General features: G+C 73.5%; 15 protein-coding genes. 8 read left to right on the top strand and 7 right to left on the bottom strand.

Annotation, left to right across the window (positions count from 1 at the left end; all coding sequences use genetic code 11):
• Positions 1-160 precede the first annotated feature (160 nt).
• Positions 161-1,777 (top strand): ABC-F family ATP-binding cassette domain-containing protein, encoded by a 1,617-nt coding sequence (locus DP939_RS32525; RefSeq protein ID WP_113984666.1) that lies wholly within the window; start codon positions 161-163, stop codon positions 1,775-1,777.
• Positions 1,778-1,843: 66 nt separating this feature from the next.
• Here DP939_RS32525 and DP939_RS32520 read toward each other — a convergent pair whose 3' ends face one another.
• Together DP939_RS32520 and DP939_RS32515 are read right to left on the bottom strand one after the other, a co-directional pair.
• A complete protein-coding gene (locus DP939_RS32520) occupies positions 1,844-2,107 on the bottom strand; it encodes a TFIIB-type zinc ribbon-containing protein (RefSeq protein WP_111168749.1) in 264 nt (87 codons plus the stop codon).
• A gap of 43 nt (positions 2,108-2,150) precedes the next feature.
• A complete protein-coding gene (locus tag DP939_RS32515; RefSeq protein ID WP_113984665.1) occupies positions 2,151-3,059 on the bottom strand; it encodes a phosphotransferase family protein in 909 nt (302 codons plus the stop codon).
• Positions 3,060-3,083: 24 nt separating this feature from the next.
• Here DP939_RS32515 and DP939_RS32510 point away from each other — a divergent pair, with 24 nt between their 5' ends.
• Positions 3,084-3,986 carry a TIGR03619 family F420-dependent LLM class oxidoreductase gene (locus tag DP939_RS32510; RefSeq protein WP_113984664.1) on the top strand — a complete coding sequence of 301 codons (903 nt, stop codon included), beginning with the start codon at positions 3,084-3,086 and terminating at the stop codon, positions 3,984-3,986.
• Positions 3,987-3,991: 5 nt separating this feature from the next.
• Here DP939_RS32510 and DP939_RS32505 read toward each other — a convergent pair whose 3' ends face one another.
• Entirely contained in the window at positions 3,992-5,023 is a 1,032-nt protein-coding gene (locus DP939_RS32505; RefSeq protein WP_404828616.1) for a zinc-binding alcohol dehydrogenase family protein, read from the bottom strand.
• 7 nt (positions 5,024-5,030) lie between these two features.
• Positions 5,031-6,227 (bottom strand): M20 metallopeptidase family protein, encoded by a 1,197-nt coding sequence (locus DP939_RS32500; RefSeq protein ID WP_113984663.1) that lies wholly within the window; start codon positions 6,225-6,227, stop codon positions 5,031-5,033.
• 133 nt (positions 6,228-6,360) lie between these two features.
• Here DP939_RS32500 and DP939_RS32495 point away from each other — a divergent pair, with 133 nt between their 5' ends.
• The 4 genes from DP939_RS32495 to DP939_RS32480 all read left to right on the top strand — a co-directional run bounded on the left by DP939_RS32495 (position 6,361) and on the right by DP939_RS32480 (position 9,536).
• Positions 6,361-7,104, top strand: a complete 744-nt coding sequence (locus DP939_RS32495) for an HAD-IIA family hydrolase (RefSeq protein ID WP_404828617.1) — start codon at positions 6,361-6,363, stop codon at positions 7,102-7,104.
• 124 nt (positions 7,105-7,228) lie between these two features.
• On the top strand, positions 7,229-7,969 hold the full coding sequence (locus DP939_RS32490) for an SDR family NAD(P)-dependent oxidoreductase (RefSeq protein ID WP_225878637.1): 741 nt from the start codon (positions 7,229-7,231) through the stop codon (positions 7,967-7,969).
• Between the two features lie 27 nt (positions 7,970-7,996).
• Positions 7,997-8,503, top strand: coding sequence for a 2,4'-dihydroxyacetophenone dioxygenase family protein (locus DP939_RS32485; protein WP_113984660.1), 507 nt, complete (start codon positions 7,997-7,999; stop codon positions 8,501-8,503).
• Between the two features lie 85 nt (positions 8,504-8,588).
• Positions 8,589-9,536 carry a LysR family transcriptional regulator gene (locus tag DP939_RS32480; RefSeq protein ID WP_113984659.1) on the top strand — a complete coding sequence of 316 codons (948 nt, stop codon included), beginning with the start codon at positions 8,589-8,591 and terminating at the stop codon, positions 9,534-9,536.
• A 152-nt stretch (positions 9,537-9,688) separates the two neighbouring features.
• Here DP939_RS32480 and DP939_RS32475 read toward each other — a convergent pair whose 3' ends face one another.
• From DP939_RS32475 to DP939_RS32465, 3 genes are all read right to left on the bottom strand, one after another.
• Positions 9,689-10,276, bottom strand: coding sequence for a hypothetical protein (locus tag DP939_RS32475; protein ID WP_199565565.1), 588 nt, complete (start codon positions 10,274-10,276; stop codon positions 9,689-9,691).
• 248 nt (positions 10,277-10,524) lie between these two features.
• Positions 10,525-12,219 (bottom strand): sulfatase-like hydrolase/transferase, encoded by a 1,695-nt coding sequence (locus DP939_RS32470; protein WP_113984657.1) that lies wholly within the window; start codon positions 12,217-12,219, stop codon positions 10,525-10,527.
• A 318-nt stretch (positions 12,220-12,537) separates the two neighbouring features.
• Positions 12,538-13,365 (bottom strand): alpha/beta fold hydrolase, encoded by an 828-nt coding sequence (locus tag DP939_RS32465; protein ID WP_113984656.1) that lies wholly within the window; start codon positions 13,363-13,365, stop codon positions 12,538-12,540.
• 70 nt (positions 13,366-13,435) lie between these two features.
• Between DP939_RS32465 and DP939_RS32460 the strand changes: the two genes are divergently transcribed.
• Positions 13,436-14,776, top strand: a complete 1,341-nt coding sequence (locus tag DP939_RS32460) for an aminotransferase-like domain-containing protein (RefSeq protein WP_113984655.1) — start codon at positions 13,436-13,438, stop codon at positions 14,774-14,776.
• A gap of 23 nt (positions 14,777-14,799) precedes the next feature.
• Complete coding sequence (locus tag DP939_RS32455) at positions 14,800-15,729, top strand: lytic transglycosylase domain-containing protein (protein WP_113984654.1); 930 nt, start codon at positions 14,800-14,802, stop codon at positions 15,727-15,729.
• The last annotated feature ends 64 nt before the right edge of the window (positions 15,730-15,793 follow it).

Here is a 15,793-nt window from a genome sequence, read left to right as displayed (position 1 = left end):
AGGTCCGGACACCGCGCCGGTGGCCCGTTCTGTGGCCCGTGCGCGTCTGACCTCAGATGACCGCCCTCGACAATGGACGGCGATCTTCTACGCCGGGCGTACCGCCCGCGGTGTCCAGCAGGTACCGAATGCCGGAGAAACCACCGTGGGGAGCCGCCTTATGTCCTTTGCCATCGTCTGTGATGACATCTCCTTCGCCTGGCCGGACGGCACGCCCGTGCTGGACGGCCTCGACCTCGCCCTCGGCGGCGGCGCGACCGGCCTGATCGGCGTCAACGGCGCGGGCAAGTCCACCCTGCTGAAGATCATCGCCGGGGAGCTGCGCCCGCGCTCCGGCACGGTCACCGTGGCGGGCGAGGTCGGCTACCTCCCGCAGGACCTGCCGCTCGGCACCGCGGCCACCGTCTCGGACCTGCTCGGGATCAGCGCCGCCCGGCGCGCGCTGCACGCCATCGAGCGGGGCGAGGTGGACGAGGAGAACTTCGCCGCCGTCGGCGACGACTGGGACGTCGAAGAACGCGCCCGCGCCGAACTCGACCGGCTCGGCCTCACCGAGATCGAGCTGGACCGCACGGTCGGCGCCCTGTCCGGCGGCGAGACCGTCATGGTCGGCCTGGCCGCGCAGTTCCTGCGCCGCCCCGACGTACTGCTGCTGGACGAGCCGACCAACAACCTGGACCTCGACGCCAGGCGGCGGCTCTACGCGGCGGTGGAGTCCTGGCCGGGGGTCATGGTGATCGTCAGCCACGACCGCGAGCTGCTGGACCTGGTCGACCGGGTGGCCGACCTCGCCGACGGCGAGATCCGGATCTACGGTGGCAACCTGTCGGCGTACGAGGAGGTCCTGGCGGCCGAGCGGGAGGCCGCCGAGCGGATGGTCCGGGTGGCCGAGGCCGACGTGCGCCGCCAGCAGCGCGAGCTGATCGAGGCCAGGACCAAACTGGACCGCAGGGCCCGCTACGGCAAGAAGATGAGCGAGAACAAGCGCGAGCCGAAGATCGTGATGGGCGAGCGCAAGCGGCAGGCCCAGGTCGCCGCGGGCAAGCACCGCAACATGCACATCGAACGGCTGGACGACGCCCGCCGCAGGCTCACCGAGGCAGAGGAGTCGGTCAGGGACAGCGCGGAGATCCGGATCGACCTGCCGGGCACCGAGGTCCCCGCCGGTCGTACCGTGCTGACCCTGGGCATCGCCGACGAGCGGGAGGTGGTGGTGCGCGGCCCCGAGCGGATCGCGCTGCTCGGCCCGAACGGCGCGGGCAAGACCACGCTGCTGCGGACCGTCGCGGGGGAGATCGCCCCCGGCGCGGCGGGCCGGGGCGTGCCGGTCGAGTCGGTGAGCGCCGGCGTGGCCGGGGTGCGCTATCTGCCGCAGCGGCTGGACCTGCTGGACGACTCGCTGAGCGTGCTGGGGAACGTGCGGAGGTTCGCGCCCGCCGCGAGCGACAACACGATCAGGTCGCGACTGGCGAGGTTCCTCTTCCGGGGGGACCGGGCCGACCAGCTCGCGGGCACCCTGTCGGGCGGCGAGCGGTTCCGGGCGGTGCTCGCGGCGCTATTGTGCGCCGAGCCGCCGCCGCAACTGCTGCTGCTGGACGAGCCGACCAACAACCTGGACCTGGCGAGCGTCCGCCGCCTGGTGGAGGCGCTGGCGGCCTACCGGGGGGCCCTCGTGGTGGCCGGCCACGACCTGGCCTTCCTCGGCGAGATCGGGATCACCAGGACCCTGCGCGTCGGCGCGGACGGCGAGCTGACCGAGGAACCGTGGGATCAGTGAGCCCGCGCCCCCGGCCCGGCCGCTGAACCGGTCCCCGGCCACCGGGCCGGGGACCGCTCGCGTCCGTCAACTGGAGAAGAGCATTCCGACCCAGCTGCGCTGGCGGTGCCCGTGGTGGTATCCGCCGTGCGGGGCGCCCCAGGCGGGCGCGCCATGCGCGGGCGGCGGCGGCGGGGGCGGGGCGTGCTGGGAGTACTGCGACTCAAGCCGGGTCAGCGTCTCCAGCTCGCCGTAGTCCAGGAAGATTCCGCGGCAGTTCTCGCACTGCTCGATGTGCACGCCATTGCGTTCGTAAGTGCGCATATTGCCGCGGCACTTAGGGCACTGCATCAATGGTCTCCTTGCCCTTGGTTCAGGGTTTTCTGAGCACAACCTACTGCGTGTGCGGCGCGCGCGGGCGAACATCCGTTCCGGCGATCCGCACGCAGGCGTCCACCAGCATTCGTTCCACTTCGTCCACCTGCCGTCCCTCGCGCCTGGCGGTGGTCAGCGCCCCCGCGGCGAGCTGCACGGTCAAGGCCCTGGCCGGTCCGTCCAGGCGTTCCCACGGGTCGGCCGCCCCGGCCAGCGCCGGGCCCCCGGCGTCCAGGTAGGCGGTCAGGAACCGGTCCCAGACGGCGGGGTCGAGCAGCCCGCAGGCGAACCACGCGGCCGGTCGGGCGAGGTCCCATGCCTGGTCGCCGACGCCGAGGTCGTCCACGTCGATCAGCGTCCACTCGCCCGCGCCCGGCGGGTGGCGCACCAGCTGCCCGAGGTGCCAGTCGCCGTGCGCCAGCCCGGTGCGCGCGGCGCCCGCGGGCAGCGAGGCCGCCGCCGCGCGCACGATGTCCTCCTCGGGGCCGCCGCCGTTCAGGGCGGCCACGGTCCTGGCCATCCGCCCGGGGCCGCCCGCGGGCGGCAGCGGCGGCAGCGCCGCGACCGGTACGGCGTGCAACGCGGCCAGCAGCCGGGCCGCCTCCTCCCACGGCGCGGCGTCCGGATCGCCGGAGTCGACCGGCTCCCCGGCGGGCCACACCGACACCAGCCGGTCGTCCACCTGGGTGATGCCGGTGTCGGCGGGCGGCAGCATGATCCCGGGGAGGTGGGCCGAGGCCGCCACCCGGGGGGCGAGCAGCGTGGCGTCCATGCCGGGGGCATGCGCCTTGACCACGAGCGCGCCCACCCGCACGATCATCACGTCCGGCCTGGTGGGGATGAGTTCGGCCGGGGCGTCCGGTCCGGCGTGCGCCCGGCCGATCGCGGCGAGCCGGCGCGCGAGCGGGGGCAACGGGGGGGAAGGCATGCGGGCCAATCTAGATTGAACCCCATGAGGATCGGATACGGAGTGCCGGTTTCAGGAGCCTGGGCGACCCCCGGGAACATGGCGCGGATCGCCGTCCGCGCCGAAGAGCTCGGCTACAGCGACATATGGACCTTCCAGCGGCTGCTCATGCCCGTGGGACATCCGATGGGGCCGATCTACCGCAGTGTGCAGGACCCCACCGTCACATTGGCCTACCTGGCCGGGGTGACCAGCCGGATCGGGCTCGGGGTGGCCGTGCTGAACCTCCCCCTCTACTCACCCGCGCTGCTGGCCAAGCAGCTCGCCACGCTGCAGACGGTGTCCGGCGGGCGGCTCACGGCGGGGCTCGGGCTGGGGTGGCTGAAGGAGGAGTTCGCCGCCTCCGGCCTGTCGTTCGAGCGGCGCGGGGCGCGCTCTGAGGAGTACCTGGAGCTGCTGCGCAAGCTGTGGAACGACGAGGTGATCGACCATGAGAGCGAGTTCTACCGCGTCCCCGCCTCCCACCAGGACCCCAAGCCGGTCCCGGGGCCGCCGCCGATCCTGCTCGGCGGCATGGCGGACGTGGCGCTGCGCCGCGCGGGGCGGCTGGCCGACGGCTGGGTCAGCTCCAGCCAGGAGGATCTGTCGGGGATCAAAGAACGGATCTACGTTGTAAAGGAGGCGGCCCGTGAGGCCGGGCGCGACCCCGGCTCCCTGCGGATCGTCTGCCGCGGCGTGACCACGCCGGGCCCGGCGGGACGGCCCGGCCGCAGGCCGCTCACCGGCTCCTACGACGAGATCCGCCAGGACGTCGCGGAACTGGCCGCGAGCGGCGTCACCGAGGTCTTCCACGACCTCAACTTCGTCGGCGAGTTCGGGGCGCCGGACGTCGACCCCGCGGACGCCATGCGCCGCGCCGAAGAGGCGCTGGAGGCGCTGGCGCCGTAGTCTCCTCAGGACATGTGGAGCACCGCGACGCCGTTGATCCGGTCGGCCGCCAGGTCGGCGAGCGCGCGGTCGGCCGCGTCCGCCGGGTAGGCCACCGTGCTCACCCGGGGCGGGTGCGCGGTGGCCGCCGCGAGGTAGGCCCGGCCGTCCGCCCGGGTGTTGGCGGTGACACTGCGCAGCGTGCGCTCCTGGAACAGGTGGCGGTCGTAATCCAGGACGGGGATGTCGCTGAGGTGGATGCCCGCGACGGCCAGTACGCCGCCCCGGTCCAGCGCGGCCAGCGCGACCGGCACCAGGTCGCCCACCGGCGCGAACAGGATGGCGGCGTCCAGCGGTTCGGGCGGCGCGTCGCGGGCGTCGCCCGCCGAGGCCGCGCCGAGGTCCAGTGCCAGTCTCCTGGCGGCGGGGGATCGGGTCAGTACGTGCACGGTCGCCCCCTGGGCGAGGGCGACCTGGGCGGTCAGGTGCGCTGACGCGCCGAATCCGTAGATCCCCAGCCGGCCGCCCTCGGGCAGGTCGGCGCGGAGCAGCGCGCGGTAGCCGATGATCCCGGCGCACAGCAGCGGCGCGAGCCGCGCGGCGGGCGGGCCGGCGGGGAGCGGGTAGACGTAGGCGGCGGGGGCGGTGAGGTATCCGGCGTAGCCGCCGTCGGCGTCCCATCCGGTGTAGGTGGAGTGCGGGCACAGGTTCTCCAGGCCGCGCCGGCAGTACCGGCAGGCGCCGCAGGTCGAGCGCAGCCAGGCCACGCCGACCCTGGCGCCCGCCGGGAACGTGCCCGGCGGGGCCGAGACCACCCGGCCGACGGCCTCGTGGCCGGGCACGGTGCGCTGGCGGCGCGGCGGGAGGTCGCCTTCGGCCAGGTGCAGGTCGGTACGGCAGACCGCGCACGCCTCCACCTTGACCAGCACCTCGTCCGGTCCAGGGCGGGGGACGGGCAGCCGGACGCGTTCCAGCGGCCCGCTGCCGATCGGCCCCGGGCGGGCGACCACCCAGGCGTCCATCTCCGTCTCGGCCGTACCCGCCGCCCTGTCGCTCACCTGCTGCTCACTCCGCCATGGACAGGCGGCGCTCGGCCAGGGCCGCGTAGATCGCCGCCCCGTCGGGGAGCACCGCGTCGTCGAACACCGCCTCGGCCGAGTGGTTGTAGGGGGCGGTGGCCGGGTCCAGGTCCGGCGGGCAGGCCCCCAGCGCGATGAACGCCCCCGGCACCTCCTCCAGCACGTAGGAGAAGTCCTCCGAGCCGGTGATGGGCCGCGGGGCGATCGCGTAGCGGTCCGCGCCGAGCAGTTCGCCCACCACGTCGCCGGCGAAGGCGCTTTCCTTGGCGTCGTTGACCGTCACCGGGTAGCCCCTGCCGAAGGCGGCGTCGACCGTCAGGCCGTACGCCGTGCCGGTGTCCATCAGCAGCTCGATGATCCGCTTCTGGATCTTCTCCCGGTTGGTGTCGCTGAAGGTGCGGACCGTCAGCTCCAAGACCGCCTGGTCGGGGATGATGTTGCCGGCGGTGCCCGCGTGGAACGCGCCGACCGTCACCACGACCGGGTCGAACACGTCGAACTCCCGGGTGACCAGGGTCTGCAGCGCGGTGACCATCTGGCAGGCCGCCGGGATCGGGTCCGCGGACAGATGCGGGGTGGAGCCGTGGCCGCCCCTGCCGCGCACGGTGACGGTGAGGGCGTCGGCGGCGGCGAGCATGGGCCCGCCCCGGCTGGTGAACAGGCCGCCGGGCAGCACGGTGGACAGCACGTGCATGCCGTAGGCGGCGACCGGGCGCTCGCCCGCCGCGTCGAGGACGCCTTCGTCGATCATGACCTTGGCGCCCTCCCAGCCCTCCTCGCCGGGCTGGAACATGAAGATCACGTCTCCGGCGAGGTCCTGCCTGCGGTCGGCGAGCAGCCGCGCGGCCCCGGCGAGCATCGCGGTGTGCAGGTCGTGGCCGCAGGCGTGCATCCGTTCGGGCAGGCGCGAGGAGTACGACAGGCCGGTGCGCTCGGTCACCGGCAGCGCGTCCATGTCGCCGCGGAGCAGTACGGCGGGGCCGGGCCGCCCGCCGCGCAGGACGGCGGTGACCGAGCTGAGCGCGTCACCGGTGGTGATCTCCAGGGGCAGGCCGTCCAGGGCGGCGAGGACTTTCTCCTGGGTACGTGGGAGGTGCAGGCCCAGTTCGGGTTCGGTGTGCAGGTCCTGGCGTAGCCGTGCCAGGTCTTCGGCCATTTCCCTGGCGTTCTCTAGAAGCGACATGCACTGCATTGTTCCCATTCCGGGCGCTCGCGACCAGCACCCCCGCCGGGTGGGCGGCCCTGAGACGGGGGGCCGGCCTGCGTAGGATGGCCGGGTGAGCGATCGCAAACCCATTGAGTGCTGGCTGTCCGACATGGACGGCGTCCTGGTCAAGGAAGGGCAGCCGGTGCCCGGCGCGGCCGAGTTCATCGCGCGGCTGCGCGAGTCGGGCAGGCGCTTTCTGGTCCTCACCAACAACTCGATCTACACGCCGCGCGACCTCGCCGTGCGGCTGAGGGCGGCGGGCCTTGAGGTGCCCGAGGAGTCGATCTACACCTCGGCGCTGGCCACCGCCCAGTTCCTGGCCGACCAGCGGCCGGACGGCTCGGCGTACGTGATCGGCGAGTCGGGCCTGACCACGGCCCTGCACCGGGTCGGCTACGTGCTCACCGACATCGACCCCGACTACGTCGTGCTCGGCGAGACGCGCAACTACAGCTTCGAGCAGATCACCAAGGCGATCCGGCTGATCGAGTCGGGGGCCAGGTTCATCGCGACCAACCCCGACCCGATCGGGCCGTCCGCGGAGGGCTCGATGCCCGCGTGCGGGGCGGTCGCGGCCATGATCACCAAGGCGACCGACGTCCAGCCGTACTTCGTGGGCAAGCCCAACCCGATGATGATGCGCAGCGCGATCAACGCCATCGACGGCCACAGCGAGACCACCGCGATGATCGGCGACCGGATGGACACCGACGTGGTCTCCGGCATGGAGGCGGGGCTGTTCACCATCCTCGTGCTGACCGGGGTGACGCCGCGCCAGCAGGTCGACCGCTTCCCGTTCCGGCCCTCGCTGGTGGTCGATTCGGTGGCCGACCTCATCCCGATGCTGGACTGATCCCCGCGGCGCACCCGCTCATTCCGAATGACCGTCATCCCGCTACCGCATGATCGGTGACCGACCGGCCGGGCGGCGAGTTGAATCGTGCCCGTCACCAGCGGCGATCGGCGGAAGGACGGTAGTGGGCGGGCAGAGCGGGCGGGATCCATCCGGGGCCGGGCAGGCCGCCGGCCGTACGGTCGTGGTCGTCGGGGGCACCAGCGGGATCGGTACCGCGATAGCCGAGCGGTTCGCCGCCTCGGGGGCGGAGGTGATCGCCGCCGGGCTGCGCGCCGAGCACTCGCCCGCCGCGGCGGTCGCGCGGACCGTGGAGCTGGATCTCACCAGCGGCGATGACCTGGAGAGGTTTCTTTCCGGGCTGTCGCGGCTGGACGTGCTGGTGAACGCGGCCGGGGTGCTGCGGCGCGGCGCGGAGTACGACCCCGAGGTCTTCGCGCGGGTGATCGAGATCAATCTGAACGGCGCGATGCGCGCGTGCGTCGCCGCCCGGGGACTGCTGGCCCGCTCCGGCGGGTGCATCGTGAACGTGGCGTCGATGCTGAGCTTCCTGGGCGGCCCGCTGGTCCCGGCCTACACCGCGAGCAAGGGCGGGGTGTTGCAGCTCACCAAGGCGCTGGCGGTGGCGTGGGCGGCCGAGGGCATCAGGGTCAACGCGGTCGCGCCCGGCTGGATCCGTACCGCGCTGACCGCCGACCTGCACCAGAACCCGGAGACCGAGCGGCGCATCGTGGAGCGCACGCCGATGCGGCGCTGGGGCGAGCCGTCGGACGTGGCGGGGGCGGTGGCGTTCCTGTGCGGTCCCGACGCCCGGTTCATCACCGGGGTGGTCCTGCCGGTGGACGGCGGCTACCTCGCCGCCTGACCAGGAGCGAGAAGGAGTGAGGGCACGATGACGACGAACGCGCGCGGACCGGTGATCGCCCAGTCCGGGGTGGTGCCGCCGGAGATCGCGGTGGCGGCGCTGCCGGAGGACGAGCGGGTGTGGGTGCCGCAGGCGCCGAACGTGTGGTTCCGGCCGCTGATGTTCAACACGGTGCTCGGGCAGTGGTGCAACCTGCTGAAGGTGACGGCGGCGGGGATCGTGTCGCGGCACCGGCACCCCGGGGCGGTGTTCGGGTACGTGATCAAGGGCAAGTGGCACTACTACGAGCACCCGTGGGTGGCCGAGGCGGGGCACTTCGTGTACGAGCCGCCGGGGGAGATCCACACGCTGGCGGTGCCGGACGACTGCGACGAGATGATCACCTTCTTCAACATCTCGGGGGCGATGGCCTACGTGGACGAGGAGGGGGTGCAGGTGGGGTACGAGGACACCTTCACCAAGATCGACATGTGCCGGGCGCACTACGAGCGGGTGGGGCTGGGCGCGGGGTACGTCGATCAGTTCATCCGCTGAGGCTGCTGAGATAAACACGGTTTTCGACTTTATTTCCGGAAAAATGCCCGTATAGGGTCTGTGTCCATCGGCGAAGGAGCGGCTGATGGACCTCAGGAGTGTGTACCACTACCGGATCGACTGGATCGTCAGCTTCGTCGCGGTGGCCCACCACGGTGGGTTCTCGGCGGCGGCCAAGGCGCTCTACCGCTCCCAGCCCCGGGTCAGCAGCCACGTGGCCGACCTGGAGCGGGAGCTGGGCACCAAGCTGCTGGACCGGTCGGTGCACCCGGCGGTGCTCACTCCCGAGGGGCGCGCGCTGCTCCCGCACGCCGAGGAGATCCTGCGCCGGCTCGGCGTCCTCGCGGACATGACGGGCGGCGCGGTACGCGGGGAGGTACGCCTCGGCGCCTATCCCAGCGCCGCCGCCTACCTCTACCCGCTCGCCGTACGGGCCCTGCGGGAGAACCACCCGCGGGTGCGGCTCGTGCTGCGCGAGGGGCCGAGCGTGGCGCTGGGCGCCGCGCTGACCAGCGGCGACCTGGACCTCGTGCTGCGCCCGCTGCTGCCGCTGATCGGCAGCGACGGGGTGTCCAGCCGGCTGCTGTGGCGCGAACCCCTGGTCGCGGTCTTCCGCGACGACCACCCGCTGGCCCGCAGCCCTTACGTACGGCTGTCCCAGATCGCCGCCCTGCCGCTGATCAGCATCGGCGAGAGCGGTGAGGGCAACGGGCGGCAGTACGAGACCAACCTGGCCTTCGCCAGTGCCGGCCTCACCCCGACGATCACCGCCCAGACCAACCAGCCGCAGACGCTGGTCGCCCTGGTCCGCCACGGGATGGGCACGGGCGTCACCAACAGCCTGGCGATGACCACGGCCAACATCGAGGGCGTGACCCTCGTCCCGATCGCCGACCCCCACTGCGAGCGCGTCGTGGCCCTGTGGTGGCGCTCCGACGGCGTCGCCTCCCCGGCCGTCGCCGCCGTCCGCGACATCATGGCCCGCCTCCCGCACCCCCGCTGGCCCTGGGGCGCCGAGATCCCCGCCCCCTGACCCCGCGCGGCCCGGGACGCCGGACCTCCCGGCCGCGCCGGTTCCTTCGGGGCCGTGGCCCGCAAGGGCCCCGCACGGAAAGCCCGTCCCTGCCTCCAGGGAACCGGGGTCCCGAAACCCCTTCGCGCTGAGCGGCCCGCCGGGAAGGCGGGTCAGGCGTCGGTGAGGACCGGGGTGCGGTGCTGTGGGGCCGGAGCGCCGATCAGGGCGCGGCAGTCGTTGATGGCGTCGGCGAGCAGGCCGCGCAGGAGCGCGTCGGCGTCGTCGACGCAGGCGTTGGCGATGCCCCGGGCGGCGAGCTGGACCGTGTTCGGGGCGGCGAAGCGGCGGAAGCCGCGTACGGAGACGCGGATGCCCCGGCGCAGCTTGTGCGCGCCCTCCGCGGCGAGCGGGGCCTGTGCCAGGGCGCGCTCGCTCTCCTCGCTCAGCTCGCCGTCCGTCCGCCCGTCCAGTTCGGCCAGGATCTGCTCGGCGGCGAGCACCGAGACGGCCATGGCGAGCTGGAGGTCGGCGGCCACCACCGGCAGCGCCGTGGTCGCGGCGCGCAGCGCGAGCCTGGCGTCCACGCGCAGGTCGTCGCTGGTGAGCCCGATGACGGACGGGATCAGCGGGGCGAGCTGGTTCCTGGCCCCGTCGGTGGTGAAGTCGTTGACGAGGCGGGCCAGCGCGGCGAGCAGAGGGTGCGTGCACGCCGGGTGGTCGCTCCAGCGCTCTCCCGCGAGGTAGGACGCCAGTTCCATGAAGCAGGCGCCCTTACGCGGATTTCGGTGCCGGCCCCGCGACAAGGTGGGAACCAGTGCGGGCATTTGAGTCTGCTGATCGTGCACGGCACACTCCATGCGTATTGCCCAGTGATGTCACCTTCCAGTCTGCGATCCCCATCGCTCCTGCGCCAGCCCGGGGGTGGGTTTCGGCCCAGATGTACCCCGGCGGGGAGTACCGGACCGCCCCGGGCGCGGAGCCCGGAGCGGCCGGAAGTCCTGTCGTGTCAGCGGTCCGCGTCGGCCGCCGCCACGGCGATCTTGCGGTGCGCCAGGAAGCGGACCGAACGCCCGCCCGCCGAGAAGCGCGCGGTCGAGGTGATCCTCCGGGGCGGCGCGGCCTGGGCGGGCGGCGTCACCCGGAACACCACCTTGGCCGAGGCGCCCGGCTTCAGCACGCGCCGGGCGGTGCTCCTGCTGACCCGCCAGCCCTTCGGCACGGAAAGGTCGATCCGCAGGTCGTCCCAGGAGACCTTCGACCCGTTGTGCAGCGTGACCACCAGCTCCTGCGTCCGGCCGCCGTGCGCCTGGACCTTCCCGGCGAGCCGCATCCCGTACGGCAGGCGCGGGTCGGGCGCCACCGAGGCGTCCATCAGGGCGTCGAGTTCGGCGGCCAGCTCGGGCCGCTCGGCCGCCAGGTCGTGCTTCTCGCCCCGGTCGGTCTTGAGGTTGTAAAGCTCAAGCCGCCCGTCCGGCCCCGCGCCCGCGATGTGCGGCGCGAAGCGCACGGCCTTCCAGTGTCCCCGGCGTACGGCCTGCGCCTTGCGCGGCCGGTTCCAGAACAGGTGCGGGTGCCCGGCGAAGCCGCCCGCCCCGGTCAGCAGCCCGCGCATGGACAGGCCGTCCAGGTGATCGGGTATCGGGGCGCCGGCGAAGTCGGCGAGGGTCGGCAGCACGTCCCAGAAGGCCACCGGCTCGTTCTCCACCGCCCCCGCGCGCAGCAGGGACGGCGACCAGGCGATCAGCGGCACGCGGATGCCGCCTTCGTAGAGGTCTCGTTTGTCGGCGCGGTAGGGGCCGTTGGAGTCGAACAGCCAGGGCGTGACGCCCTTCTCCCGGTGCGGCCCGTTGTCACTGGTGAACAGCACGATCGTGGAGTCGGCGACGCCGGACTCGCGCAGTGTCCGGATGACCTCGCCCACGTGCGCGTCGAGCCGGGTGACCTGCGCCGCGTGCCTGCGGTTGGCGCGCGTCCACGGCTTGTCCTCGTACCGCCCGGCCGTGCCGGGCACCTCGCTCGGCGCGTGCGGCAGCGTGGTGGGCAGGTACAGCAGGAACGGGTCATCGGAGTCGGCCGCGTCCTGGATGAACCGCTTCGCGCGGTCGAGGAACAGGTCGGGGGCGTACGAGTCGCCGCCGAGGTCCACCGTCTCGCGGTTGTGCCACAGGTAGTCCGGCCAGTACTGGTGGGCGTGGCGGTGGCCGATGAAGCCGAAGAACTCGCCGAACCCGCGCGCGTTGGGATGCGAGGGCTGACGCGGCTGCTCCGGCCCGAAGCCCCACTTGCCGATGCAGGCGGTGCGGTACCCGGTCAGCTTGAGCAGCCCGGCGAAGGTCAGGTCGGCGGACGTCATGGACAGCTGCGGACCCCCTTCGGGGTTCTCCCGGATGGTGGAGTGGCCGGTGTGCAGCCCGGTGAGCAGCGAGGCCCGGGACGGCGCGCACAGCGGGGCGCCGGAGTAGGCGCTGGTGAAGCGGATCCCCTCGGCCGCGAGCCGGTCCAGATGAGGGGTTTCGATCATCTTCTGGCCGTAGCAGCCGAGTTCGCCCCAGCCCAGGTCGTCGGCCAGGATGATCACGAAGTTGGGCCTTCTGGCGGGCGCCGCCGCCGCTGCGGCCGGAGCGCCCATGACCGAGGTCGCGACGAGGCCGCCGGCCGCTCCGGCCAGGAAGGCACGGCGGGTGGGGGAGTGGTGGTTCATGTGCTCCGCTTCGATGGGGAGGGTCGGCGGGAGTGTAGCCGCTGATCGTTAACCGCCGGCGGCTTCCCGGCGACGGGACGACGTCCGAACGACATCGCGCGCCGGGCGGCTCAGGGCTTCACCGTGACCGGTACGGCGGCGCGGGGGCTGCGCGCATGGCTGACTCCTTCGGGGCGTCATCGGGCTCCGCCGCCGGGGCCATGAGGCCGTTCCGGCCGGAGGTGAAACGAAGAACCACCGGGATTATGGACCCATCCGGGCCCGCATGCGATCAGAAGGCACCTCTCAGGGGTCCGTGTCGCATCCGCTGCCGGACTTTCAGCCGCCCGTGGGCGGTACCGCGCGTGACAGGAACTCGCCCAGTGCGCGGTCGAAGTCGGCGGGCCGCTCCAGGTTGGGCAGGTGCGCGGCGCCCTCGATCACGGTCAGCGTGGCGCCGGGGATGTGCTCGCGCATCAGCCGGGCCTCGGCGATCGGGGTGTACTCGTCGTCCGCGCCGACGATCACCAGTGTGGGCACCGTGGCCCGGGCGAGGGAGCCGAGGTAGTCGGGCCGTTCCGCCCGCCCGCGCAGGGCCGCCGCCGCGCCCTGTGGCGCGGTGCCGCGCATCATGGCCAGGACGTGGGCGGCCACCTCGGGCAGTGCCGCGACGTTGGCCGGGGAGATCATCTTGTTCAGGACCTCGGCCGCGTACCCGTCCATGCCCTCGCGCAGCAGGCGGTCGGCCGTCATCGCGCGGTCCCACCTGCCCTGCGGGCTCTCGGCCCTGGCGGTGGTGTCGGCGAGCACCATGCCGCGGACCCGGCCGGGGTAGGACCGATGGAACTCCATCACGATCTGGCCGCCCATGGACAGGCCCGCGAGCAGGGCGCGGGGCACGCCGAGATGGTCCATCAGGGCGGCGATGTCGGCGGCGAACACCGGCAGCGGGGTGATCCCCCTGCTGACCGTGCTGCGGCCGTAGCCGCGCAGGTCGGGCGCGATCACCCGCAGGCCCTCGCCGGCGAACCCACCGATCTGCGGACGCCACATCGACCGGTCGAACGGGTGCCCGTGGACGAGCACCAGCGCGGGCGCGCCGACGTCGCCCTCGTCGTCGTAAGCGATGGTGATCCCATTGACCGCGGCGGTCTTCCCGGTGCTCATGCTCCGATGCTATTCGGCGCGTTTGCTCGGAGCAATTGCCAAAATGCTCTCGGTGCAATTTAATGGGGGCATGGCAGACGACCACCGGGACTACCGCGCCATCGCCGACACCCTCGCCGCCCGCATCGCCGCGGGCGAGCTGCTCCCTGGCGACCGGCTGCCGCCACAGCGCCGGTTCGCCAGGGAGCACCGGGTGGCCGGTTCCACCGCCGCCCGCGTCTACGCCGAGCTGATCAGGCGCGGCCTGGCCGTCGGCGAGGTCGGGCGCGGCACGTTCGTGCGGGCCGCCGGGGCGAGCGCCGATCCGGCGCTCGCCGAGCCCGCCGGGGCCCGCATCGACCTGGAGCTCAACTTCTCGGTGCTGCCCGAGCAGCCCGAACTGCTCGCGCCCGCGCTCGGCGGCATGCTGCGGCACGACGCGCTGGCCGCCGCGCTGCGGCCGATGGGCGTGGCGGGCACCCCGGCCGCCCGCGAGGCCGCCGCTGCGGCCCTCGCCCGCGGCGGATGGGCCCCCGATGCCCGCCACCTGCTGTTCGCCGGAAGCGGGCGGCAGGCCATCGCCGCCGCGGTCGCCGCCCTGGTACCGCCCGGCGAACGGCTCGGCGTGGAGGCCCTGACCTATCCGATCGTCAAAGGCGTGGCGACCCGGCTCGGGATCACCCTGGTCCCGCTGGCGACCGACGAGCACGGGCTCGTCCCCGGCGCGGTGCGCGCCGCCCCGCCGCTGCGCGCCCTGTACCTGCAGCCCGCGCTGCACAACCCGCTGGGCGTCACCGCCCCCGAGCATCGCCGGCTCGACCTGGCCCGGCTGCTGTACGACCACGACCTGCACGCGATCGAGGACGGCATCTACGCCTTCCTGCGCGATGACCTGCCGCCGCTGGCCGCCGCCGCGCCCGACCGGGTCGTGGTGGTGGACAGCCTGTCCAAGCGGGTCGCGCCGGGCCTTTCCGTCGGGTTCGTCATGCCGCCCGCCGCGCTCGCCGGGCCGCTGGCCTCGGCGCTTCGCTCCGGCGGGTGGGCGGCCTCGCCGTTCGCGCTGGACGCGGCGACCCGCTGGATGAGCGAGGGCGTCACCGCCCGCCTAGAGGCGGCCAAGCGGCTGGACGCGGCGGCCAGGCAGCGGATCGCGGCCGAGCGGCTGGCGGGGTTCGAGGTGTCGGCCGACCCGCACGCCTACCACTGCTGGTGGCGGCTGCCCGAGCCGTGGCGGGCCGACACGTTCGTGGCCGCCGCCGCGCGGCAGGGCATCGCGGTGACCCCGGGGGCGGCGTTCGCGGCCGGTTCGGGCCACGCCCCCAACGCCGTACGGCTGGCCCTGGCCGCCCCTGCGGTGCCCACGCTGGTGTCGGCCCTCGACACCCTGGCCGCCCTGGCCAGGAGCGCGCCCGAAGACGCCGTCGTGGAGTGAGCGGGTTCGATACCTTGGGGCCGATGAGCGATCAGCGAGCGGACGGCGGGGCACTGCGGGCGGCGCTGGCCGCCGTCCTGGCCGGGGCGGTCCTCGCGGGGTGCGGCGGGGCGGCCTCCTCCGGCACGACGGCCCCCACCCCGCCCGCCGTACCCGGGAACGCGACCCCCACCACCGCCGCCGCCCCGAAGGACCCCGGGGCGCCCGCGGCCGGTGCGCCGCTGCCCAAGGACGCCGCCGGGCTCGCCGCCGACCTCACCGCCACCGCCAAGGCGCTGCGCGCGGCCATCGACGCCTGGGATCGCCAGGGCGACCCGCCCGAGGCCGTGGTGCTGCTCGCGCTGCGCCAGCAGCGGATCGTACGCCACCTGGCCAGGAAGCCCGGCCTGGCCACCCGCACCTACCCGCGCCTGGCCGCCGCACTGGCCCGGCAGACCAGGGACGACGTCACCGCCGCCCGCGACCTGCTGTCCCTGGTGCGCCCGCTCAAGGGCGGCGCGAAGTTCCGGGTCCGCGGGCCGGAGCAGGCGGCGGCGCTGCTGCGCCACTTCAAGCGGGCCGAACGCAGGTTCGGCGTGTCCTGGCAGGTGCTCGCCGCCGTGATGTTCGTGGAGACCAAGTTCGGCAGGGTCCGCTCGCCCAGCCACACCGGGGCCAAGGGCCCCATGCAGTTCATGCCGGGCACCTGGGCCGCGTACGGCATGGGCGGCGACGTCCACGACACCGGCGACGCCATCCTCGCCGCGGCCAACTACCTGCACGCCTCCGGCGCGCCCCGCGACTACCGCAGGGCGCTGTTCGCCTACAACCACTCACAGCGCTACGTGAACGCCGTCCTGCTGCACGCCGCGCAGATGAAACGCGACGTCAGAAGCTTCTACCGGTACCACTCCTGGCAGGTCTACGTGGTCACCACCGAAGGCGACCGCCGCCTCACCGGCCCCGGCCTGTGAGGCCGCCGCGCCACGCCGCCGCCGATGACCACATGTGGTCACTTGTTTGGCATCGCACCGTCCG

It is taken from the genome of Spongiactinospora rosea, assembly GCF_003315795.1.
In the GTDB taxonomy this organism is placed as follows: domain Bacteria; phylum Actinomycetota; class Actinomycetes; order Streptosporangiales; family Streptosporangiaceae; genus Spongiactinospora; species Spongiactinospora rosea.
Note: the sequence above shows the minus strand (reverse complement) of the source record. Positions and strands in the feature narration are given on the sequence as shown.

Coding starts and splice junctions, on each gene's coding strand:
- DP939_RS32480 (WP_113984659.1), top strand. CDS start 8,589: ATGGACCTCAGGAGTGTGTACCACTACCGGATCGACTGGATCGTCAGC.
- DP939_RS32520 (WP_111168749.1), bottom strand. CDS start 2,107: ATGCAGTGCCCTAAGTGCCGCGGCAATATGCGCACTTACGAACGCAAT.
- DP939_RS32495 (WP_404828617.1), top strand. CDS start 6,361: ATGGACGGCGTCCTGGTCAAGGAAGGGCAGCCGGTGCCCGGCGCGGCC.
- DP939_RS32510 (WP_113984664.1), top strand. CDS start 3,084: ATGAGGATCGGATACGGAGTGCCGGTTTCAGGAGCCTGGGCGACCCCC.
- DP939_RS32460 (WP_113984655.1), top strand. CDS start 13,436: ATGGCAGACGACCACCGGGACTACCGCGCCATCGCCGACACCCTCGCC.
- DP939_RS32475 (WP_199565565.1), bottom strand. CDS start 10,276: ATGGAACTGGCGTCCTACCTCGCGGGAGAGCGCTGGAGCGACCACCCG.
- DP939_RS32485 (WP_113984660.1), top strand. CDS start 7,997: ATGACGACGAACGCGCGCGGACCGGTGATCGCCCAGTCCGGGGTGGTG.
- DP939_RS32500 (WP_113984663.1), bottom strand. CDS start 6,227: ATGTCGCTTCTAGAGAACGCCAGGGAAATGGCCGAAGACCTGGCACGG.
- DP939_RS32455 (WP_113984654.1), top strand. CDS start 14,800: ATGAGCGATCAGCGAGCGGACGGCGGGGCACTGCGGGCGGCGCTGGCC.
- DP939_RS32465 (WP_113984656.1), bottom strand. CDS start 13,365: ATGAGCACCGGGAAGACCGCCGCGGTCAATGGGATCACCATCGCTTAC.
- DP939_RS32470 (WP_113984657.1), bottom strand. CDS start 12,219: ATGAACCACCACTCCCCCACCCGCCGTGCCTTCCTGGCCGGAGCGGCC.
- DP939_RS32525 (WP_113984666.1), top strand. CDS start 161: ATGTCCTTTGCCATCGTCTGTGATGACATCTCCTTCGCCTGGCCGGAC.
- DP939_RS32515 (WP_113984665.1), bottom strand. CDS start 3,059: ATGCCTTCCCCCCCGTTGCCCCCGCTCGCGCGCCGGCTCGCCGCGATC.